20 protein-coding genes and 1 tRNA gene are annotated in these 24,067 nt (G+C 27.7%); 15 read left to right on the top strand and 6 right to left on the bottom strand.

The genetic code is table 11. The features are described from left to right. Nucleotides 1–118: 118 nt before the first annotated feature. Nucleotides 119–1,474 (bottom strand): CCA tRNA nucleotidyltransferase, encoded by a 1,356-nt coding sequence (locus ACRDBA_RS03930; protein ID WP_438571624.1) that lies wholly within the window; start codon nt 1,472–1,474, stop codon nt 119–121. 143 nt (nt 1,475–1,617) lie between these two features. Then, nucleotides 1,618–2,844 carry a L,D-transpeptidase gene (locus ACRDBA_RS03925; RefSeq protein ID WP_438571623.1) on the bottom strand — a complete coding sequence of 409 codons (1,227 nt, stop codon included), beginning with the start codon at nt 2,842–2,844 and terminating at the stop codon, nt 1,618–1,620. 176 nt (nt 2,845–3,020) lie between these two features. Between ACRDBA_RS03925 and ACRDBA_RS03920 the strand changes: the two genes are divergently transcribed. The 7 genes from ACRDBA_RS03920 to ACRDBA_RS03890 all read left to right on the top strand — a co-directional run bounded on the left by ACRDBA_RS03920 (nt 3,021) and on the right by ACRDBA_RS03890 (nt 9,771). Beyond that, entirely contained in the window at nt 3,021–3,776 is a 756-nt protein-coding gene (locus ACRDBA_RS03920) for a DUF1189 family protein (RefSeq protein WP_438571622.1), read from the top strand. A gap of 205 nt (nt 3,777–3,981) precedes the next feature. Beyond that, nucleotides 3,982–4,893: a sensor histidine kinase gene (locus tag ACRDBA_RS03915; protein WP_438571621.1), complete on the top strand. Its 912-nt coding sequence runs from the start codon at nt 3,982–3,984 to the stop codon at nt 4,891–4,893. Between the two features lie 94 nt (nt 4,894–4,987). Beyond that, a tRNA-Arg gene (locus tag ACRDBA_RS03910) sits at nt 4,988–5,064 on the top strand. Nucleotides 5,065–5,309: 245 nt separating this feature from the next. Next, the gene (locus ACRDBA_RS03905; protein ID WP_438571620.1) at nt 5,310–5,624 is read left to right on the top strand and encodes a PadR family transcriptional regulator; all 315 of its coding nucleotides are present in this window, start codon (nt 5,310–5,312) and stop codon (nt 5,622–5,624) included. Nucleotide 5,625: 1 nt separating this feature from the next. Beyond that, nucleotides 5,626–6,945: a DUF2812 domain-containing protein gene (locus ACRDBA_RS03900; protein ID WP_438571619.1), complete on the top strand. Its 1,320-nt coding sequence runs from the start codon at nt 5,626–5,628 to the stop codon at nt 6,943–6,945. A 169-nt stretch (nt 6,946–7,114) separates the two neighbouring features. After that, nucleotides 7,115–8,527: an NAD(P)/FAD-dependent oxidoreductase gene (locus ACRDBA_RS03895; protein WP_438571618.1), complete on the top strand. Its 1,413-nt coding sequence runs from the start codon at nt 7,115–7,117 to the stop codon at nt 8,525–8,527. Nucleotides 8,528–8,634: 107 nt separating this feature from the next. Continuing rightward, nucleotides 8,635–9,771, top strand: a complete 1,137-nt coding sequence (locus tag ACRDBA_RS03890) for a Card1-like endonuclease domain-containing protein (RefSeq protein ID WP_438571617.1) — start codon at nt 8,635–8,637, stop codon at nt 9,769–9,771. A gap of 21 nt (nt 9,772–9,792) precedes the next feature. Here the strand turns inward: ACRDBA_RS03890 and ACRDBA_RS03885 are convergent, their stop codons facing one another. Further along, the gene (locus ACRDBA_RS03885) at nt 9,793–10,680 is read right to left on the bottom strand and encodes a phosphatidylserine decarboxylase (protein WP_438571616.1); all 888 of its coding nucleotides are present in this window, start codon (nt 10,678–10,680) and stop codon (nt 9,793–9,795) included. Between the two features lie 361 nt (nt 10,681–11,041). Here ACRDBA_RS03885 and ACRDBA_RS03880 point away from each other — a divergent pair, with 361 nt between their 5' ends. Together ACRDBA_RS03880 and ACRDBA_RS03875 are read left to right on the top strand one after the other, a co-directional pair. Continuing rightward, nucleotides 11,042–12,766, top strand: coding sequence for a ferredoxin hydrogenase (locus ACRDBA_RS03880; protein ID WP_438571615.1), 1,725 nt, complete (start codon nt 11,042–11,044; stop codon nt 12,764–12,766). A 100-nt stretch (nt 12,767–12,866) separates the two neighbouring features. Further along, a complete protein-coding gene (locus tag ACRDBA_RS03875; protein ID WP_438571614.1) occupies nt 12,867–13,649 on the top strand; it encodes an HAD family hydrolase in 783 nt (260 codons plus the stop codon). Between the two features lie 44 nt (nt 13,650–13,693). Here ACRDBA_RS03875 and ACRDBA_RS03870 read toward each other — a convergent pair whose 3' ends face one another. Beyond that, nucleotides 13,694–15,301 carry an ABC-F family ATP-binding cassette domain-containing protein gene (locus tag ACRDBA_RS03870; RefSeq protein WP_438571613.1) on the bottom strand — a complete coding sequence of 536 codons (1,608 nt, stop codon included), beginning with the start codon at nt 15,299–15,301 and terminating at the stop codon, nt 13,694–13,696. Nucleotides 15,302–15,777: 476 nt separating this feature from the next. On the opposite strand from ACRDBA_RS03870, the gene ACRDBA_RS03865 reads away from it, so the two are divergent. After that, a complete protein-coding gene (locus tag ACRDBA_RS03865) occupies nt 15,778–17,088 on the top strand; it encodes a sodium-dependent transporter (RefSeq protein ID WP_438571612.1) in 1,311 nt (436 codons plus the stop codon). Between the two features lie 56 nt (nt 17,089–17,144). On the opposite strand, the gene trhA is transcribed toward ACRDBA_RS03865, so the two are convergent. Then, entirely contained in the window at nt 17,145–17,792 is a 648-nt protein-coding gene (gene trhA, locus ACRDBA_RS03860) for a PAQR family membrane homeostasis protein TrhA (RefSeq protein WP_438571611.1), read from the bottom strand. 214 nt (nt 17,793–18,006) lie between these two features. On the opposite strand from trhA, the gene ACRDBA_RS03855 reads away from it, so the two are divergent. Both ACRDBA_RS03855 and ACRDBA_RS03850 read left to right on the top strand, forming a co-directional pair. Beyond that, on the top strand, nt 18,007–18,588 hold the full coding sequence (locus tag ACRDBA_RS03855) for a DUF1836 domain-containing protein (protein WP_438571610.1): 582 nt from the start codon (nt 18,007–18,009) through the stop codon (nt 18,586–18,588). 11 nt (nt 18,589–18,599) lie between these two features. Further along, nucleotides 18,600–20,300, top strand: a complete 1,701-nt coding sequence (locus ACRDBA_RS03850) for an ABC-ATPase domain-containing protein (protein WP_438571609.1) — start codon at nt 18,600–18,602, stop codon at nt 20,298–20,300. Between the two features lie 38 nt (nt 20,301–20,338). On the opposite strand, the gene ACRDBA_RS03845 is transcribed toward ACRDBA_RS03850, so the two are convergent. After that, entirely contained in the window at nt 20,339–21,700 is a 1,362-nt protein-coding gene (locus tag ACRDBA_RS03845) for a YjiH family protein (protein ID WP_438571608.1), read from the bottom strand. 276 nt (nt 21,701–21,976) lie between these two features. On the opposite strand from ACRDBA_RS03845, the gene ACRDBA_RS03840 reads away from it, so the two are divergent. The 3 genes from ACRDBA_RS03840 to ACRDBA_RS03830 form a co-directional block, all read left to right on the top strand. Continuing rightward, nucleotides 21,977–22,168, top strand: coding sequence for a hypothetical protein (locus ACRDBA_RS03840; protein WP_438571607.1), 192 nt, complete (start codon nt 21,977–21,979; stop codon nt 22,166–22,168). 182 nt (nt 22,169–22,350) lie between these two features. Continuing rightward, the gene (gene proB / locus ACRDBA_RS03835) at nt 22,351–23,160 is read left to right on the top strand and encodes a glutamate 5-kinase (RefSeq protein WP_438571606.1); all 810 of its coding nucleotides are present in this window, start codon (nt 22,351–22,353) and stop codon (nt 23,158–23,160) included. 18 nt (nt 23,161–23,178) lie between these two features. After that, nucleotides 23,179–24,067, top strand: an 889-nt coding sequence (locus ACRDBA_RS03830; RefSeq protein WP_438571605.1) for a glutamate-5-semialdehyde dehydrogenase, incomplete at its 3' end; no start/stop codon positions are given.

The raw sequence follows: 24,067 nt of genomic DNA, 5'->3' as shown, positions 1-24,067 counted from the left end.
GGATTTACTTTATATAGCCGTAAGAAAGATAAAAATAAATCTTTATATCATTGGGAAGCTACTTTAGTTACTTTATCATATTTAATATTACCTTAAGGGAGAAAATCCAGATTAATTTTTAATCTGGATTTTTATTGTTTAAATATTCTTTTGATAATGTTAGTAATGTAGCTTTATTATTTAAGGAACTATTGTCTAAAACTTGTTCTAATAAATAATTTAATATCTCACCTAATATTTTTCCAGGAGAAATATTAAGTTCAGAAATAATGATTTTTCCGTTTATATCTAAGTCTTTTATAGTTAAAGGCTCATTATTTTTTAATATATAATCAACTCTTTCAGATATAAAGTTTATTTTATATAAAAATGGATCAGGGGCCCAAAGAGAATTTACATCAGCTCTTTGAAGATCTAATAATTTATAGATATTATGTGATCCTACTTTGTTTAATAGTCTTTTTACTTCTCCATCACTTGGTAAATGGTCAACATTTAAGACTAAATGGTTATCTATCAATGAGCAAACATTTGATATAGTTGCGTTATCAAATGCTAAATCTGATAAAATTTCTTTAGTCATAATAGAACTTTCTCTACTGTGTCCAGGAAAATAGCAATGTCCATTTTCTAAGAATGTCATAGTTTTTAACTTGCCTATATCATGGAAAAGAGCAGATAGTCTTAAAGTTAAATCATTAGACGTTTTACTTAAAACTTTTAATGTATGTGCAAAGACATCTCTATTATGATTATTGCAATTTGGTGTATATTTAACGAGCTTATGCAGGTCTGGAAGTATTTCTTCTAGAATATTTGTATCTTCTAAAAGTTGAATTCCAAGAGACGGATTATTAGATATAAGTATTTTACAAAGCTCATCTCTTATTCTTTCAGGACTTATATTTTTAATTAATTTGCAGTTGTTTTTAATAGCTAAGAAGGTATCTTCCTTTATATCAAATCCAAGCTGACAGCTAAATCTAATTGCTCTAAGCATTCTCAATGCATCTTCTTTAAATCTTTCATCAGGATTGCCTACACAAGATATTATTGAGTTGTTTAAATCAGTAATACCATTAAAATAATCTATTAGTCCATCTTTTTCATTATAAGCTAATGCATTTATAGTAAAGTCTCTTCTAGATAAATCTTCTTTAATATTTCTAACAAAGACGACAGAGTCAGGCCTCCTATTGTCCTTATAATCACCATCTGTTCTAAAGGTAGTTACTTCATAAGGTTCACTATTAAGCATTACAGTAATAGTGCCATGTTTAATTCCAGTTGGGATTGTTTTATCAAATAACTTTAAGGTTTCTTCAGGTAATGCAGAAGTTGTAATATCATAATCTTTTGGTGTGTTTCCAAGTAAACTATCTCTAACACATCCTCCGACCATAAAGGCATTATGACCATTATTTAAAAATCTATCTATAATAAATTTAACATTATTAGGTATATAAATATTCATTTTATGTCTCCTTTAAGATTACAAATATAAACTTATAATATCATAAAATATAAGTTTAAAGGCTATATAGTTATTTATAAAGAAACTTAAAATAAAAATAGCCTTACAAAAGTAAAGCTATCTTTATTTAAGGTTTTTTAGTTTTAATTTATTATAACTTTTGTATCATTTCCTACATTATCATATAGCCATTTAGCATCTTCAACTTCAAGACGTACACATCCATGAGATGCTGGAACTCCAAGGGTGTAATCTACAATTTCACTTTGATCTCTATTAAAGGGAAGTGAATGGAATAAATAATCTCCCATAAATTGAACCCAGTACTTTCCACCTTGCATAAACTCTTCAGAAAAGAACCAATCACCTCTACCAGTTACAGAAAACACACCTTTAGGGGTTTCCTTACCTGGCAATCCTGTTGATGATTCGAATGTTTTAATTAGAGTCCAATCATTCATTGAACCTTCATAAACATATGTATTTTGTTCTGCTAAATTTAAATAAACAAAATAAGGGGTTTTGCTTTCTATGTTTAATGTATTTACATTAGAAATAGTAATGGATTGGAGAATAGCATTAGAAGTATATTCACTATCTTCGCTAGCTATATTTTCTAAGTATTCATCTCTAACCATTTCTATAAATCCTATTTTAGCTAATATATCTTCATCATTTTCAGAAAGTATACTTCTGTTGTATCCATTAAGAAGATCAATAGCTTTTGTGTAATATTTATTAGCAATTAACTCATCTGAATCTAGTATTAATTTATTTTTATAGGATTCTTGGCACTTTGTTATATAATCTTGAGCAGAAGTATATTCATCTTCTGAGCTTTCTATTTCATTAAAATAGCTTATAGCAGTTTCATAATCTTTATCTTTAAATGCAGTTACTCCTAAATTAAAAGATTCATTTTTTGAATTTATATTAGGAATATCTTCAGGTTGTTCTTTAGCATAGGATGAACCACCAAAAGAACTTATAAGCTTGTTTAATGATGAATTTAAAATATTATATTTTTCGATTTCTTCTAATACAACTAAAGCTTGGGAGTCAGATATTTCGCCATTATTAGCGGCAGTACAAATTTTATCTATTACTCCAACAAAATAATTAGTTAAATCTTTTTTCATTAAATCCTCTTTTAAAGGAAAAGATTTATCACTTAAAATGTTTTTTGCTTTATCAAAATCGCAACTATTGAATGCTGTGTAGAAATCATTAGTTACAGATTTATATCTATAGTTAGAAAATATATTAGCACCAAATCCTAGAAAAATAAAAATTAAACATAATATTAATATTTTATAATTAAAAGCTTTGGTTTTCTTATTATCTTTAAAACTATTATATTTATATCTCATAATATAGCCACCTTTCATAAAATACATCGATATACTTATAATAGTTAACAAAAAATAAAAAATTTAATCTTAAAAATTTAACTTTTATAAAATAAGGATATATTTATTAATAGAGAGTGGTGTGATAGAATGGATTATAAGTAGAATTAGGAAAATAAATGGAGGTAGCTAAAAAAGTGAAATTAAATTTTTTTAATAGACTTAACATTAGTATTTTTAAAATTAAGAAATATCCTATTCTAATAAAGGAAGGATTAAATAAGGCACTTGTATTTGTTTTAACATTAAGTTTAATAATCGGTTTATTTTTAGGTGGATCTCAAATAGCCTTAGTTTCAGTGGTAGAAAAGGCTTCAAATGAAGTGTTAAGCAACTCTGAGTTTGAGTTTGTTATGGATAATGGAATATTAGATTTTAAAAACTCACCATATATTGAGGAGTCAGGAAGTGTAATAAGTATAGTTGATAGTAATAAATTACTATCAGAAGCAGAAAGCTATAGAAGCAAGGTAGTACATAAGGATATGTCTATAGTATTTTTTAAAGATGGTATAATAGCAAGAAATAATGGAACTCAATATGAATTAAAGTATTCTGAAATACCATTAGTACCTACTCATGTAGATAATGCATCACTTTTAAGCTTAATAGATAAGATAGGTGCATTTAAATACATTATGGTTTTAGTTACAATACTATCAGTTTATTTAACTATATTATTAACAGGATTTGTTGTATCATTAGCTGGATTAGTGGCAAATAAAATTTATGGAATAAAGATAAAATATAAAGATTTATTAAAGATATCATTATATTCAATGACATTACCAACTATATTAAAATTAATAGTACCTATTGGAAGTTTTTCAATAGTTATTGCAGGAGTATATTTAGTTTTAGCTATTAATAGTTTAAAGCCAGAAATTAATTAAAAGTAATGGGATACTTAAGGGTATCCCATTACTTTTTGGAGAAATATATATAAATGTAAAAATTATTGTATATTAGTTAAATAATATTAATAAATAGATTAAATTTTATCCTAAAAGGTTGTTAGAAAAAAATGGATATGGTAAAATATTTTTGGTTGGGTAAGTAAATGGGTATATAGAAAGTGATATGAAGGGGTTTGAGTAGATGATAAATAATAAATATAACAATACAAAAGATTCTACAACTACTTTAGAAGAACTTAATGATAAACTACAAGATGATATATTTAAAGTTCCATATAATGAATTAATGGATAGACTAGATATATTAATAGAAAAAAATAATAAACAAGAAGGTTTTTTATTAAATATTTCTCATGATTTAAGAGCACATCTAAATGTAATTCTAAGTGTGGTACAATGCATTGAAAGTGGTAATGTAGAAGTAGCAGACAAAAAAGTAATTGAATATATAAGTATGGTTAAAAGAAATAGCTTAAAAATGCTAAAGCTTGTAAACAACTTAATAGATGCAACTAAATTTGAGAATAATTATTATACGATTGATAAGAAAAACATTGATATTATATCAATGGTAGAAGGAACAGTAAGTTGTATAGATAGATATGCAAAGCAAAAAAACATTCAATTAATTTTTGATACAAACAAAGAAGAATGCATTGCTGCAATAGATCCAGAAGTTATAGATAGAATAATAATGAATCTATTATCAAATGCTATAAAATTTTCACCTATTAATACAAATATTTTTATAAATATGTTTATAGATGAAAATAACATTAAGATATCTATAAAGGATGAGGGGCCTGGGATATCAGATGAAGATAAAGAAAAAATATTTAATAGATTTTTCCAAACAACAAAGAAAAAAGAAAATGAAAATATAGGAAGTGGAATTGGTTTAGATTTAGTAAACTATTTAACTAAGTCACATGATGGTGAAGTTAGTGTAGTAAGTGAAAATGGTGATGGAACTGAATTTATAGTTAAAATTCCTAGAGTAAGAATAGAAGAATCAGATGATATTACAATAAGATGTCCAAGTGCAAAAATACAAATGTTGGAAATAGAGTTTTCAGATATATATTTAAGTTAGGAGTTTTAAATTTATAAAACTCCTACAATTTTCAATCTTTCCTTGATTTATAAAGCTCTTTATGGTAATATTTAAATTGTTAAAAAATTAATATGCGGTGGTAGCTCAGTTGGATAGAGTAGCTGGCTACGAACCAGTTGGTCGGGGGTTCGAATCCTCTCCGCCGTACCATTAGTTAAGTCCTATAATTTATTATAGGACTTTTTTCGTATTTGAAAAATTACGGAGGATAATATTTAAAGTAAACTTTAGTATTGGAATTGTATCTAAGGAAAATATTTTTAAGTAATATAAGTAAAAATAGAAGATTTTTATATATGATAAATAGAAGGAATTTTAGGATTTTATTGACAATATTGATAATCGATATTAAAATTAAAACATAAATATCGATTATCGATGTTGGGGGTGTTTAGTTGGCAAGAGAACAATTTCAAAATTTAACAGAGCAAATGTATTATATATTAATTTCATTAAGGGAAGAGTGTTGTGGAGTTGATATTATGGAAGCTGTTTATGATATTTCAAATGGAAGAGTAAAGATAGGACCAGGAACTTTATATGCTTTATTAGGAAAATTTGAAAAGGAAGAAATGATAAGAGAAACAGAAGTAATAGGAAGAAAAAGAAGTTATATAATAACGCAAAAGGGTATGGATATTTTAAAGGAAGAATTTAATAGATTAAATATTTTAATAAAAGATGGAAAAAAATATTTAGGAGAGGATTAACTTGAAATTAATAAAAACTAAATGGGTATTTTATAGATTTATGCCATTTGAATATGAGGATTTAGAAAAATATTTAAATAATATGGCATTAAGGGGATGGATATTAGAAGATATACGAGGATATTTTTTAAAGCTAAAGAGAATAGAGCCAAGGAAGTTAAAGTATTCGATAAATATGATTGATGAGGTTTCTTTTTTTGATTTAAGAGATAGTGATGAATCTATGAAGTATAGGGATTACTGTGAAGAAGTTGGTTGGAACTTTATATGTGAAAGAGATAAGATTCAAGTTTATTATAGTGAAGAAGATTTAGAAATAATAGATATTCATACAGATGAAAGAGAAAAGTTTGAAGCAATTAATAAGGTTTCAAAAAAGTATGTATTATTAAATTTATTTATAGTATGTATGATGATGTACACACAATATATAAATACAATAGGCAATTATGATACTAGTTTTTTATTTTATAACTTTCAGTTAATATCATTAATCTTTATAGGATTATTTATAATTGAAGAAGGATTATCTATTATAAATTATTTTACATGGAGATTTAATGCAAGAAAAAATTTAGATGTTGAAGAAAAAGTAATTTATAAAGGATTCTTTAACTCCTTTATAAAAGTTTTGATAGGAAATATAACTATAGCAGCTATTATGTTATATTTCATATATTTTTCAGTATCAGAAGGATTTATTGATATAGTGATGATACTAATTATTTTAATTTCTTGTAGTTTAGTACCAATATCAAGATATTTTATAAAAAGAACAAATCATAGTAGCAAGAAAAAGAGAGAAATGAATATAATTGCACAATTAACAGTATGTATAGTAACTTTTTCTATATTAATAACTTATTTAAATATTAATATTTTAAAAGTAGACAATGAAGCTGAAATAGTTGTTGGTGGAGAAGAGTATGAATTAACTATAGAAGATTTAGGTGATAAGAGAATTGAAGATGGTCATGCGTATCTTGATTATAGAGAAAGTATATTAGGATCAAGAAAATACTATAGTGTAGAAGGTAAATTAGGATTTGTAAGCTATGAACTAGTAAAAAGTGATTATGAATGGGTAATAAATTATACTTTAGATAAAATATTAGGTCATTGGAAAGACTTAGATGTGGACTTTGAAGTTACGGAAGAAAATATTTCCAATAATATAAAGATATACGCCATGAATAGTGGAAATATGATGATAATGCTTTCTAAAGATAAACTAATAAAAATGGATACTTGGAGCGAAAATTTAAAGGAAAAAGAAGTTTTAGATATAATATATAATAAAATATTTGAAAAGAGTATATAAAATATAATTTTAGTAACAGTAATACTAATAGATTTATCAGTATTACTGTTACTTTTTGTGTAAAATCGAACAAAAAATTAGAAAAAGAAATAAATATGTTGATATTACTAAGAAAAGGCGTATAATATTTAGTGGATTTATGAAAATATTCGAAAAGGGGAGTTAATTTATGAGAGATAATAAAAATTATGACGTTATAATAGTTGGAGCAGGGCCAAGTGGAATATTTACGGCTTATGAGCTTAGTAAAATACATCCTGAAAAGAAGGTTCTAATAATTGAAAAGGGAAAGTCAGTTCATAAAAGACATTGCCCTATCCCTCAATTAAATAAATGTGTTAAATGTAAGCCTTATTGCAATATTACAACAGGATTTGCAGGAGCAGGAGCATTTTCAGATGCAAAGCTATCATTATATGATTCAGAATCTCAAGAAGTTTTAGTTGGAGGAAATCTTCCTGAAGTTATTGGACACAGTGCTACTAAAGAATTAATAGATTACTGTGATGAAATTTATTTAGAATTTGGTGGAGAAAAAAACATAGCTGGTGTAGAGCATAAGGATGAAATAAGAAAAATAAAAAATAAGGCTAAAGGATTTAATATTAACTTAGTTGATATTCCAATAAGACATTTAGGAACAGAAAAATCTAGGGAACTATATGGCAAACTAGAAGATTATTTAATAAATAATGGGGTAGAGATATTATTCCAAACACCTGTTACTGATTTAATTATAGAAGATGGAAAAGCTAAGGGCGTTTGTACAGCAAATGATAGATTTTATGGAGATAAGATAGTAGTATCAGTTGGAAGAAATGGTGCTGATGTATTATCAGATTTATGCGATAAACATAATATTGAAAAAGAAGTTGGTGTAGTTGATATCGGAGTAAGATTTGAAATGAAATCTGAAGGAGATATAAAAAGAGTAAATGAGCTTATGTATGAAGGAAAGTTTATAGGAGAAATAGCTCCATTTAAAGATAAGGTAAGAACTTTCTGCCAAAATCCAGATGGCTTTGTTGCAGCAGAAGTTTATGATGATGGATTATCATTAGTAAATGGACACGCATACAAGGAAAAGAAAAGTATAAATACAAACTTTGCAATTCTTTGTTCACATAAATTTACTGATCCATTTAACAAGCCAATAGAGTATGCTCAAAAGGTAGCTCAATTAACAAATCTTTTATCTAATGGTGATGTAGTAGTTCAAAGATTTGGAGATATATTGAATGGAAAAAGAACTTGGCAAAATGAATTAGACGACAATTCTGTAGAGGCTACTTTAAAAACAGCTATGCCAGGAGACATTACATTAGGAATACCATATAGAACTATGACTAATATAATTAATTTTATTTTAGAAATGGATAAGGTAGTTAGCGGGTTTGCAAATCCAGATAACTTATTATATGGACCAGAAATTAAATTCTATTCTAATGCTGTTAAATTAGACGAAAATCTAGAAACTAATATAAAAAATCTTTATGCTATAGGTGATGGAGCAGGTTTAACTAGAGGGTTAATGATGGCATCAGGTTCAGGCGTATATTTAGCAAGAAAGCTATTTAAATAAAATAAATTTATAAAGGGATTTCCGTTAGGAAATCTCTTTTTTTAATAAAATAAATAAGTATAGGGAAAATTAAAGAAAACATATTTAATAAAAAAGAAGGTAGAGAGATGAAGATAGATGTTTTAATTAACCAAGTAGATGATCATAATCAAGGAAATATTCTAGCTACCCAAAAGTTTAATCCAAATGAAGTAGTTTTTATAAAATCAAATGAAGATGAAAGCATATTAAAATCTCTGAGAGAATATTATAAAAATAATTTCCCTAAGGTTATATTTAAAGAAGTTAGCGTTAATGAGGCTGATGATAGTAAATTAAAAAATATATTAGATGAGCATAAGAGTAAGAAAATTATTGTAAATTTAACTGGTGGTAAAAGAATAAATTCATTGATTTTATGTAATTTATGTATTACTAATGATATTAAATCTGTTTATGTTGATATTTTAAATAAAACTTTATACACCTTTGATAAAGATATAGAAGTGTTAAAGGAAGAGTTTGATGATTTAGAAATTGAAGATGTAATAAATGCATCAGGAGGAAAGATAATAAATCATGCTACAACATTATGCGAAAAGGAAGATTTAATATATTTAACTAAATGCATATATAAAAATTTGCCTCTATGGCATAATCATAAGCAAAAATTATATGATGCAAATATTTTTTATCATGATTATGGTAATACAAGTAGAGTTGTAATAAAAACTAAAGCCTTAGACATAAAAGATAAAAAAATGATAGAAGCAATTTTAAAAAAGTTAAAAGAGTTAAATGGGATTAAATATAAAAGTATAGAAGATGAACAAATAGAAGTGAATTTTTTAAATGAATATTTAAAGGCATTTATATTTAAAAGTGGAACGTGGCTTGAAATGGCAACTAATATTATGATAAATGAAATTAAGGATGTAGACGAAGTTAAAAGTGGAGTAATATTCTTATGGAATGATGATATTAGAATGATTAGAAATGAAGTAGATGTTGTAGCAATAAAAGATTCTGTTCCAATATGTATTTCTTGCAAAGATAGTGACAAATATAATGAAACAGCGTTAAATGAATTAAATGTTTATAGTGAAAAAATTGGTGGAGAAAAGGTTCATAAAATACTAGTAGCAACTAAGGAACCAATAAAGGCATCAGTTAAAGAAAGAGCTAAGGAAATGAACATACATTTAATTATATTTGATGGAGATGAAAATAAGTTTAAAAAACATATCCAAAATATAATAAAATAAAATTAAAGCGTAGAATTAAATCTACGCTTTTTTACCTATTGATTCACCCATTAAAACTTTTGTTTCAAAACCTAATGCTGATTGGTCTAAAATATCATCGTCTATAGAAATTGTATCTTTTTTAAAGAATAATATAGTAGTAGAACCACCAAATTTAAAATATCCTTTTTCTTCTCCTTTACTTACTCTTGTGTTTGGAGTATATGTTTGAAGAATTGTACCTACACAGGTAGCACCTACTTCTACGTGAATTATATCACCAAAGTTTTCAGATTTAAATATTGACCATTCTCTTTTATTTTGACAATATAGCTTTGGAATTTTTTCTAAGGCTACAGGATTAACTGAATAGTAATTTCCTTTAATATAATTAGATTTAAAAGGAATCCCATTATCTACAAAGTGAAATCTATGATAATCAGTTGGGCATAGTCTTAAAACTAAACAAACACCACCGTTATATTCCTCAGCAATTTTATCATCACCAAGCAATTCTGATAGGCTATATGTAATTCCCTTTACTTGAACTATTTGGTTTATATCAATATCAGTAAAAGCTAGTAATCTACCATCCCCAGGAGAAGGTAGTATATTTGCATCTTTATTTATAGGTCTAGACTCTTCCTTTAATGGTCTTATAAAGAAGTCATTGAAACTATTAAAGTCACTTATATCCTGTGAGCTTATATTCATATCTATATCAAAATCTTTAATAAAGTTATCTATCTTTTTCTTACTTAATTTAGTATCGCAATAAGATCCATATAATTTAGAAAAAAGCTTTCTTTTTATCATAAGTTCAACAAAGCTTTTACCAATAGGTGATTCATAGGACCACTTTATATAATTTTCTCCAGCAACATTTTCTACTTCATATTCATTAGTCGTTCTATTATAAACTCTTATCATTGTAATACCTCTTAGATTTATTGTTATTAATTCTTTAATATTATATTAACATAAAACATAATAAAAAATTCTTATAAAAAATATAAAAATAAGATAAAAAAATATATTGTCAAATTTAAACTAAATAGGAGATAAAAGGAGTAAAAATGTTAAAAGAATCTATTATTTCCGATAATTCGAAGTTGTAATATAACGATATTATAAATACAATAAATATTGTGAGTAAAAAATTAAAAGAATAATTATTATTAAAGAATAGTGATTTTTTCAAAATCATATGATAAAATATTAACAATAATGTTTTAATATAAAGTAGACTATAGAGTTATTTACAATTTTAGTGTGGAGGTACACATATAATATGAAGAATATAATTATTGATGGTAAGGAAATACAGGTTAAAGAAGATAAAAATATATTAATGATTGCAAAAGATAATGGAATAGAAATTCCTGCTTTATGTTTTTTAGAGGATTGTAATAATATAGGTCAATGTGGAGTATGTTTAGTAGAAATTGAAGGTCAAGATAGATTAGCTAGAGCATGTTGTGTTAAGCCACAAGATGGAATGGTTATTATGACAAATAGCGAAAGGGTTCAGGAAGAAGTTAAAAAGGTTGTTTCAGGACTTTTAGATAGACATGAATTTAAATGTGGACCTTGTAAGAGAAGAGAAAATTGTGAATTTTTAAAGTTAGTAATTAAGACAAAAGCAAGAGCATCAAAACCTTTTGTTGTAGAAAATAAAGAAGAATACGTTGATAGTAGAAGTAAGTCAATAGTATTAGACAGATCAAAATGTGTTACTTGTGGAAGATGTGTTGCGGCATGTAGAACTAAGACAGGAACTAGAGCAATTACATTCCAAAAGGTAGATGATAAAAGAATAGTAGGACCAGAAAATTTAAAATGCTTTGATGATACTAATTGCTTATTATGTGGGCAATGTGTAGCAGCATGTCCTGTTGATGCTTTATCAGAAAAATCTCATATTGAGAGAGTTAAGGATGCATTAGAAAATCCAGAAAAACATGTAATAGTAGCTATGGCACCATCAGTTAGAACTGCAATGGGTGAGTTATTTAAAATGGGATATGGAGTAGATGTAACAGGAAAGATATACACTGCTTTAAGAGGACTTGGATTTGATAAAATATTTGATATAAACTTTGGAGCTGATATGACTATTATGGAAGAAGCTACGGAGTTAATTCATAGAATAGAAGCTAATGGACCATTCCCGATGTTTACATCATGCTGTCCAGCATGGGTAAGACAAGTGGAAAATTACTACCCAGAATTAAGGGAGAATTTATCAAGTGCAAAATCTCCACAACAAATATTTGGAGCTGCTAGTAAAACATATTATCCAATAGTTTCAGATATTGATCCTGCTAGAGTATTTACTGTGACTATAATGCCATGTACAGCTAAGAAGTACGAAGCAGATAGACCTGAAATGGAAAATGAAGGTCATAGAAATATAGATGCAGTTATAACTACAAGAGAATTAGCAAAGATGATTAAGGATGCTAAAATAGATTTTGCTAACTTAGAAGATAGCGAAGTAGATCCTGCAATGGGAGAATACACTGGAGCTGGTGCTATATTTGGAGCAACAGGTGGTGTTATGGAAGCTGCACTTAGAACAGCAAAGGACTTTGTTGAAGGTGAATATTTAGAAGATATTGAATATCATCAAGTAAGAGGCTTAGATGGAATAAAGGAAGCTAATATAGAAATCAACGGATTAGATTATAGTGTAGCAGTTGTAAATGGAGCTTCAAACTTATTTGAATTTATTAAAAGTGGAAGACTTAACGATAAGAAGTATCATTTTATTGAAGTTATGGCTTGCCCAGGTGGATGTGTAAATGGTGGAGGGCAACCTCATTTAAGTGCTGCAGAAAGAGAAAAGATTGATATAAGATCAGTAAGAGCTTCAGTATTATATAATCAAGATAAAGTATTAAAGAAGAGAAAGTCACATGAAAATGAATCTTTAAAGAAGATGTATGATACTTATATGGGAGAACCAGGACACGGAAAAGCACATGAGTTACTTCATATAAAATATAATAAATAGTATGAAAGGGGAGTAAAATCCTCTTTCTTTTTATATAGAGAATGATAATGGACATATGATATAATTAAATTCAATTTAAACATAGGATGGGAGGCTTATTATGAAATATTTAGCTAGTGATTTAGATGGAACTTTAGTACATGATAATGAGATCAGTCAAAATGATATTGATGCAATAATAAAGCTAAAGGAAAAGGGATATAAGTTTATAATATCTACAGGAAGAAGTGTAAAGGGAATAGATTTAACTTTTGATAATTATCCTGAATTAAAATATGATTATATAGTTGCATGTAATGGAGCTGTAATCTTAGATAAGGATAGAAATGTTATATACGATAATCATATAAAAAGTGATGTTGCAGAAAGAGTTTTTAAAGAGCTTATAGACAATAAAGAAGTATGCATTCACTTTGAAAGTGATGGAAATAATTATCTTATAGACCCAATAACAACAGATGGAGTAGAAGAATATATGAACTATTTCCAGGGTGTTGTTCCTAGAGATGAAGTCTTTAATAAAGATAGAGAATATGCAGTAATAAGTATGTTTGTAAGAAATAACTGTATAAATGTTGCAGAAAAAGCTAAAGAAGAGCTTATTAAAAAGTTTGGAGACGAATTAGAGATATTTAGAAATCAATCTTTTGTAGACATTGCTCCTAAGAATTGCTCAAAGGGAAATGGAATTCTAAAGGTTTTAGAACTTGATGGTGGAAATGTAGAAAAGCTATATACTATAGGTGATTCTTATAATGATTTATCTATGTTTGAAATAACAGAAAATAGCTTTACATTTAACCATGTAGAGGACAAGGTTAAAGAATCAGCTAATTATTATGTAGATTCTGTAAGCCAATGTATAGATAGAATATTAGAGTAAAAAATAGACCTAGATAAGTAATTATCTAGGTCTTAATTATTATATTAGTTCTTTCCTGCGAACTCTAAGTATTCATCATAAGTCATAGATCTATCAACTATAGAACCATCTTTTTTGATATCGATAATTCTGTTAGCAATAGTTTGAACAAACTGATGGTCATGAGAAGCGAATAGTAATACGCTCTTGAAATCTCTAAGACCGTTATTTACAGCTGTTATTGATTCAAGGTCTAAATGGTTAGTAGGTTGATCTACAACTAATACATTTGCATTAGAAAGCATCATTCTAGATAACATACATCTAACCTTTTCTCCTCCTGATAATACTTGAGCTTTCTTTAAAGCTTCTTCTCCTGAGAATAACATTCTACCTAAGAATCCTCTTAAATAGCTTTCTGATTGCTCTTCTACAGTGTTTCCTGAGTACTGTCTTAACCAATCAACAAGGTTTAAATCACAGTTTTCAAAGAATGGAGTGTTATCATGTGGGAAGTATGCTTTAGTAATAGTGATTCCCCATTTGAATTCACCAGCATCTGGTTCCATTTCTCCGTTTATTATTTTAAATAATGTAGTTATAGCTATTTCATTATCAGCAAGGAATGCTATTTTATCTTCCTTATTTACTCTGAAGCTTACATTATCTAATACTTTAACACCATCTATAGTTTTAGTTAAACCGTCAACAGTTAATATTTCATTACCAACTTCTCTTTCAGGTTTAAATCCAACGAATGGATATCTTCTGCTTGATGGTTCTATATCATCAAGAGTTATTTTATCTAATAACTTCTTACGAGAAGTTGCTTGCTTAGACTTAGATGCATTAGCACTAAATCTAGCGATAAAGTCTTGTAACTCTTTAATTTTTTCTTCTTTCTTTTTGTTTTGATCCTTAGACATTTGAAGAGCTAATTGGCTTGATTCATACCAGAAATCGTAGTTACCTACGTATAACTTAATCTTACCAAAGTCAACGTCAGCCATAATAGTACATACAGTGTTTAAGAAATGTCTATCATGGGATACAACTATAACAGTTCCTTCAAATTTTAATAAGAAATCTTCTAACCAGTTAATTGACTTAATGTCTAAATGGTTGGTAGGTTCGTCTAGAACTAATATTCCAGGATTTCCGAATAAAGCTTGAGCTAAAAGAACTTTAACTTTTTCAGAACCTGTAAGTTCTCCCATTATCTTATAATGCATATCAGTTCCAATTCCTAAACCTTGAAGTAATGAAGAAGCTTCTGATTCTGCTTCCCATCCGTTCATATCAGCAAATTCACCTTCTAATTCTGATGCTTTTATACCATCTTCATCAGTAAAATCTGGTTTTGCATATAAAGCATCTTTTTCTACCATTATTTCATAAAGTCTTTTATTTCCCATTATTACAGTTTGTAAAACTTCAAATTCATCATATTCGAAGTGATCTTGTTTTAAAACTGACATTCTTGTATTTGGAGGTATGATTACTTCTCCAGTATTAGGTTCTATTTCACCTGATAATATTTTTAAGAATGTACTCTTACCAGCACCATTAGCACCGATAACACCATAACAGTTACCTGGGTTGAATTTTAAATTTACATCTTCAAAAAGTTTACGTCCACCAAATCTTAAGCTTACGTTTGATACAGTTATCACTAAAAACCGACCTCATTTCTAAAATTTATTTATTTCGTTATTATATCATAAACTTAACATATTTTCATTGAAACCATAAAGAAAAGTAAGAAAATTTAAGGTAATTGAACCAATTTTGAAATAATTTAAAATACTATAATTGACATTTACAAAAATTGGTGATATATTTATTTACAAAGAAGTTTAGGAGTATAGAGATGGGTAAAAATATTAGCTTAGGATTCATAAAAGTTAATAGCGTGTTTTATTATAACTATTATAGATAGTATGTATTTATATTGATTTATAGGTACATACATTAAGTATTAAAACTTAAGTTTGTATCTATGATGGTTAGATTTGTTTTACTCAATTTTTAGGTAATATAACCACGTAGAGGATGCTATGTGGTTTTTTTTATATAAACCCTTGGTTAATAACCACATAGCAAAGGCTGTGTGGTTTTATTTATATAATTTAAGGGGGAACAGTAGGATATGAAGAAAAGAGAAAATTTTACAAGTAGAACAGGATTTATTTTATCCTGTATAGGAGCGGCTGTAGGGCTAGGAAACATATGGATGTTTCCATATAGGTTAGGGCAAAATGGGGGATCAGTATTTTTAATACCGTACTTTATATTTGTTTTGATTTTAGGATCTACAGGATTAATTACTGAATTTGCAGTTGGTAGATCATCAGAAGGTGGTGCTTTAACAGCTGTTAAGAAAATTTTCAAAAACAAAGGTTTAAAAGGAGGAGTATTACTAGGATTAATTCCAGCAGTAGGATTAGCAGGAGTATTTATGTTTTATAACGTAGTAGTAGGCTGGATAATGAAATACTTCACTTTAAGCGCAACAGGAAAAATAAATAATATTGATATTCCAACATTTTTTGATAGCTTCTCAGGAAGCCCTGAAACAATAGGTTGGAATTTGCTAGCTATAATATTGGCATTAGTTATAGTTTGTATGGGAGTAACCAAGGGGATAGAAAAAGTAAATAAAATTATAATGCCATTACTTTTTGGTATATTTGTATTACTAGGAATTAGATCAATAACATTACCTGGAGCTATGGAAGGTGTTAAATACTTATTAACTCCTCAATGGGAATACTTATTTAAGGTAAATACTTGGGTTATGGCTCTAGGACAAGCATTTTTCACAGTATCATTAAATGGATGTGGAATGGTTGTTTACGGTAGTTACATGAAAAAAGATATGGATATACCAAGATCAGCTGTAAGCACAGCTGTATTAGATACTTTTTCAGCATTATTAGCATCATTTGTTATAATGCCAGCAGTATTTGCTTTTGGACTAGATCCAACAGCAGGACCACCATTATTATTTATAACAATACCAACTATTTTTAAGGCAATGCCTGGTGGACAAGTATTATGTATATTATTCTTCTTAAGTATAATATTTGCAGCAATAAGTTCATCAATTAATATGCTAGAAGGACCAGTAGAATCTTTTATGGCTCAAAGAAAATGGGAAAGAAAGAAGGCTACAATTATAATTGCTTTAAGTGCATTTGTTTTATCTATTCCTTTAAATTTAAACATGGATTTATTTAATGGATTTGCAGATTTAATTACAGTAGTTGTATCTCCAGTAGCAGCCTTAATAGTATTTATTATTTTCTACTTCTTAAAGGATAAAGAAGAAATATTAGAAGAAATAAATATGGGGGCTGAAAGAAAGTTAGGAAATAAGTTTTTCTTATTTGCAAAGTATGGGTTTACTATAGTAACTATATTAGTAATAGTTTTAGGAATAATTTATGGTGGTATATAAAAACAAAAAGAAGACGGTGACTAGCCGTCTTCTTTCTTTGTTTTTATGAATACTTTTTATAATAAATATGTGAAAACACATATAAAGTGGCTTAAGCTACCAAGTAAAATAAATATATGGAATATTTCATGGAATCCAAAAGCTCCAAATTTAAGTTTGCTTGGCTTTAATCCATAAAGAATTCCACCAAGAGTATAAAGAACTCCACCAAGAATTAACCAAAATAGACTTACTGGAGACATTACTGCTGATAAGGGCTTAATTACAAATACAGCACTCCAACCCATACCTATATAAAGAGCTGTTTGTAGCCATCTAGGGCAATTAAACCAGCATAATTTAAATACTACTCCAGAAATAGCTATTAAAATCATAACTGAGAAAAAGGTAATTCCTAATTTCCCACCAAGAGCAATTAAACAAAATGGCGCATATGATCCAGCTATTAAAATAAAAATAGTTGAATGATCTAACTTTCTAAGATTTAAAATTATTTTATCAGTAGATATAACTGAATGATAAGTTGCTGATACGCTATATAGCAGTATAAGACTTATTCCGAATATAACTAATGATAACATTTGTACTCCAGAAAGATCATTATTAAATCCTTTTATAAGCATTGCTATCAAAGCAAAAAGAGATAATATAGCACCTATCCAATGAGTTAAGCTATTTATTGGTTCACGTAAATATTTTTGCAAGAAAAACACCCCTTTTACACATATAGTTTTAAAAACTATGTTTTATTATATTGATATTATCTAATATTTTTAATGTTTAGTCAAAGGTTATAATATGGAATTCAAAGGAAATATGAGTTGTTTTTATACTTTATCTTGAAATATCTATGAAATACTATTATTATTAAATATATAGATAACAGTAAGTAGTTTTATAAACTACATGGAGGTAAATATGAACTCAGACTTATTAAAAGAGAAATTTAAAGAACTAAATTTAGAAAAGCAAATATCATTAGAGGAAGTTCCAGATATAGATTTATATATGGATCAAGTTATACAGTTATTTGAAAGTAAGCTGGGAGAGGCTACAAGAACAACAGAAGATAAAGTATTGACTAAAACAATGATTAACAACTATGCAAAAGGTAAATTGTTAATGTCTATTAATAATAAAAAGTATAGTAAAGAGCATTTAATATTGATGAGCTTAATTTATAATTTAAAGGGTTCATTATCAATAAATGATATTAAGTTATCTTTAAATAAAATAGTTGAAACTCTAGATAAGGGTGAAGAATATCCAGTAAGAAATTTATATAAGCATTATTTAGAACAATACAATAATGATGTTATTGACACTGAAATATCTATAAATGAAAAAAATGAAATAATAGAAGAGCAGTTGGCTAATAGTTCAGAAGGAATGGATGAGTATGAGAAAAACTTATTGCTATTATGTTCTTTAGTTAATATGAGTAATATGTATAGAAGAATGAGCGAAAAGCTTATAGATGATTACTTTAGTAAGCTATAGAGGGAGAAAAAATGAGAGATTATAAATGGTTAAAGCAGCAATTAGATAAGATTGATGGAAAAAGCTATAGAGCATATAAGGATTTAGAAGGTGAATATGATTTTAATGACTATATATTAAATATAGATCATGTTCAAGGCGATCCATTTGCATCTCCATCTAGAGTTAGAGTGGTAGTAAAGCAGGAAAAAGCAAAATTTCCTGAGAAATTATTTAATTATAAACATAAAAATATAGCTACGTCAGATTACTTAACTAGATTATTTTATTCTAATATAAATAAGTTTGGAGAAAAAATATTTGGCTCAGGTAAAAGCGGTTTAATTTCTATAAGTAGATGTCCACAACAAATATTAGAGAGAACATCGATAATAATAGATAAAGATAATGTAGAAGCAAGGTTTTATATAGTATTTCCAGCAAGGGGAAGAAGTGTTTTATCTAAAGAGTTAGAAAAGATATTATTTAATGTATTACCTAATATTGTGAAAAATACATTAGAATATGAAAATATAAATAAATCAGATTTAATTAATAGAGTTAAGCTTATAGAAGACCAAGAAGAGATAAGAAAAGAAATTAAGGCTAAGGGGTTAGTTGCATTTGTAGCTAATGGTTCTATGCTTCCAAGAGAAAGTGGAGTTTCTACAAGACCTTTAAAGTCAGGGAAAAAGTTTATTTCTCCTAAGGAATTAGAGGTAGAAATAAATACACCAAATAGAGGTTTAATAAAGGGAATGGGCATAAAAAAAGGTATTACGCTAATTGTTGGTGGTGGATATCATGGTAAATCAACCTTATTAAAAGCTTTGGAATTAGGTGTATATAATCATATAAATGGTGATGGAAGAGAATTTGTTATAACAGATAATTCAGCATTTAAAGTTAGAGCAGAAGATGGTAGAGCTATAACTAATACTGATATTTCTCTATTTATAGATAACCTTCCAAATGGAAAGGATACTATAAGTTTTTGTACAGAAAATGCTAGTGGAAGTACATCGCAATCAGCTAACATAATAGAAGCTATAGAAAGTGAATCTAGTCTTTTATTAATAGATGAGGATACTTCAGCAACTAACTTTATGATGAGAGATGATTTAATGCAAAGGTTAGTTGCAAAAGAAAAAGAACCTATAACTCCATTTATAGAAATAGTTAAGCCTTTATATGAACAAAAGGATATTTCTACAATAATAGTTGTGGGAAGTTCAGGAGACTTTTTTGATATTGCAGATTGTGTAATACAAATGGATAATTATGAAGCTAAAGATGTAACCAAAGAAGCTAAGGCTTTAATAAGAGGCGAAATAATAAAGAGAATAAAAGATAGAAATTTAAAAATAGAGTTTAATTTTAATCGAAAAGTAAAAAGAGGAACTATAGAACAAGGGCCTAAGGGAGTTAAGATTAAAGCTAATGGATTAGATAATATCAATATAAATAGAGAAAATATAGATTTAAGAGCTGTAGAACAATTAGTAGATACAGAACAGTTAAATGCTATAGGATCTATAATGAAGTGGGCAGAAACTAATATAGTTAATAAAAACCTTAATTTTAATAATATGATAGATGAAATAATTAATGAAATAGATAAAGAAGGATTAATATCTATTGAAAGAATGAAGGGTGGATGGGGAAGCTTAGTTATGCCTAGAAAGCAAGAAATAATGGCTACCTACAATAGATATAGAAAGTTAAAAATTTAAAAAAAGACATAGGATTTTTTCATCCTATGTCTTTTATATTAGAATAATAAATTTGCTATTAAAACTATAACAGGTAATGTTATAAGTGTTCTTTCTATGAAGATTATTAGCAGATGTTTTAATGATACAGGTATTTTAGAACCTAATAAAACTCCACCTACTTCTGACATATATATTAATTGAGAAACTGATGTACAAGCTATAATAAATTTAGTCATTTCACTAGTAATGCTGTTAGCAGCTAAAACTGAAGGTAATAGCATATCTGCAAATCCAACTACTAAAGATTGTGAAGCAGCTGCTGCTTCAGGAACTTGTAATAATTCAAGTATTGGGATAAAAGGTACTCCAAGTATTTGGAATATTGGAGTAAATTCTGCTATAACTAATGCTAATGTTGCTAAAGCCATAACAACAGGTAAAACGCCACACCACATATCTATTACATTTTTAAATCCATCTACAAAAAACTTTTTAATACTAGTATTTTGAGAGGATTTTTCAATTGCTTGAGCATATCCCCAGCTAAATGATGTGTAGCCATCAGGAATATCTTCGCTGCTTTTCTTTGGTTTATCGTTGTAGTATGTATTTGGAATACTACGTAAAGGATAAATTCTAGGAATTATTACAGCTGCTACTATTCCAGCTAATGTAACTGTTAAGTAAAATGGAATAAACATATGTGATAATCCAACTTGACTTATTACAACTAAGCTAAAAGTAATTGATACAGCAGAAAATGTCGTACTAATAACAGCAGCTTCTCTCTTAGAATAAAACCCTTCTTCATATTGCTTACTAGTTAATATTATTCCAAGTGTTCCATCACCTAGCCAGGAAGTTATACAATCTATTGATGAACGTCCTGGTAATGTAAATATAGGTCTCATTACTTTTGTTAATATTGCACCGAAGAATTCTAATAAACCAAAATTAAGTAGTAACGGTAATAATAATCCTGCAAAAAAGAATATTGTAAATAATATAGTTAAAAGATCATTTAAAACAAATGCTCCTGTTACATCACTTTTTATAAAGTCAGGTCCAACTCCAGTTATTACTAATAAACAGAATAGTGCACCTAAAACTCTAGTAATAAACCATAATGGGCTAATATTAAAAAGTGTATTTAAAAATTCATTTTCTAAAATCCACTTAGGTTTAGCTGTTTTAGCTATTATACTCATAATTGAAGATATTACTACAGCACCTGTAATTATATAAGGAAGACTTCCTCCTAGTAAGTTAGATAAGTATCCAGATAACATTGCAACTGGAATTGTTATCTCTCCTTCACTTTTAATAGGAACCATAAAAAGTAGAATTCCAATTAATGAAGGTATGATAAAAGTCAAATTAGACTTTAATGACGGCTTTATTTTTATTGAAGCTTGCATATCTCTCTCCTTTATACACTAAAATTTAATAATTATACATTAATATTAATTTTATATGCATTTTAATTAAAAATCAATAGTATATTATGCAAAAAATAAATAATTTTTATGCATTTTTATCAAATAAATTTTTTGATGAATTTATTGGCACAAGATAAAAAATATATTAAAAATGTAACCAAAACTAAAGAGTTATTTTGCTGTAACGGTAGATAATAATATTAAGAGAGATTGATAGAAGTGGGAAAGAAATATAGAGTTTTAGGAGGAATTATTATGTCAACTGCAAGACAAGATGTACAACAATCATTACAAAACGTAAAAAATGCACAAAGTTACATTAACTCCGCTTTAATTTCTGTTGAACAATCAACAAATAGGCAATTAATTCAAAGTTTTGATTTAGCAATTGCAAATTGCTTTAATGAAATTCAAAATTGTTTAAATAATTATCATGATACGCCTTGAACGAAATTAATAAAAATATATTCCTAATAAGAGTTGGTAGTATTATTAACTCTTATTTATTTGCAATTAAATATTTGAAAGACTATTTTTAAATTTATAAATATAGAAAATTATTATAAAACAATTTATAATAAATTAAGAATATAGTGAAAATAAGACCAAGTTAATTTGGAGGATAGTGTATGAATCAACGTGAAAAAATAAAGAATGCAAATAGAATAGTTGTAAAAGTTGGAACATCAACATTAACATATGATAATGGAAATATTAATTTAACAAGAATAGAAAAACTAACAAGAGTATTATCTGACTTAATGAATTCAGGAAAGCAAGTGACTTTAGTTACATCTGGTGCTATAGGTGTTGGAGTAAGTAAGTTAAAATTAAAGGAAAAACCAACTGCAATTAGAGAAAAGCAAGCTGTTGCAGCTGTAGGTCAATGTGAATTAATGCATATATATAGTAAGTTTTTTGGAGAGTACAGTCATGTTGTTGGACAAGTATTACTTACTAGAGATGTTGTAGAAGATGACCATATTAGAGAAAATGTTTGTAATACATTTGAAACATTACTTGAAAAGGGAATTGTTCCAATAGTAAATGAAAATGATACTGTATCAATAGACGAGATAGAGAACATAGTTAGATTTGGAGATAACGATAATCTTTCAGCCATAGTTGCTAATTTAGTAAATGCCGATCTTTTAATAATATTATCTGATATAGATGGATTCTATGATTCAGATCCTAGAAATAATCCAAATTCAAAACTAATAAAGCAAATAGATACGATAACTCCAGAGCTTGAGGAATGCTGTGGAGGCGCAGGAAGTAACTTAGGAACAGGTGGAATGGTTACTAAATTAACAGCCGCAAAAACAGCTACACAAGCTGGTGTTAATATGATTTTAGCTAATGGAAAAGAACCAGAAATATTATTAGATATACTTAGTGGTGAAGAAATAGGTACTTTATTTATAGGTAAAAAATAATTAAATGGAGGTATTATAATGAGTGAATTAATTTTAAAGGGTAAAAATGCAAAAGAAGCTTCATATGACTTAGGTAATGCATCTACTACTGAAAAAAATAATACTTTAGAAATGATGGCAAAAGCATTAATAGACAATACAGATGCTATATTAAAGGAAAATGAATTAGATTTAAAGGCTGCCGTTGAAAAGGGAACATCAAAGGCAATGTTAGATAGATTATCATTAACGCCTAAAAGAATTGAAGATATGGCAGATGGGTTAAGACAAATTATTGCATTACCAGATCCAGTAGGAGAAGTTATTTCTATGTGGAAGAGACCTAATGGACTTCAAATAGGACAACAAAGAGTTTCTATGGGAGTTATAGGGATTATATATGAAGCAAGACCAAATGTAACATGTGATGCAGCTGGGCTATGCTTAAAAACAGGAAATGCGGTTATATTAAGAGGGGGTAGTGAAGCAATAAATTCTAATAAGGCAATTGTTAAGGTATTAGCTAAAGCTATAGAAGAATCAGGGCTTCCTAAAAACTCTATTCAATTAATAGAAGATACAAGTAGAGAAGTAGCATTAGAAATGATGAGACTTAATGAATATATTGATGTTTTAATTCCAAGAGGTGGAGCAGGATTAATTCAAGCTGTAGTAAAAAATGCAACAGTACCTGTTATTGAAACAGGAGTAGGGAATTGTCATATATATATAGATGAAGATTGTGATTTTGAAATGGCAAAAAACATTGTAGTTAATGCAAAAACATCTAGACCAGCAGTTTGTAATGCAGCAGAGAAAATGATTATAAATGAAAAGATAGCAAATGAAATTTTACCTATAATTGCAGAAGCATTAAAAGAGAAAAATGTTGAAATTAGAGGGGATGAAAAAGTAAGAGCTATATTAC

The sequence above is a fragment of the Clostridium sp. genome (genome assembly GCF_051654825.1).
GTDB lineage: Bacteria > Bacillota > Clostridia > Clostridiales > Clostridiaceae > Clostridium.
Note: the sequence above shows the minus strand (reverse complement) of the source record. Positions and strands in the feature narration are given on the sequence as shown.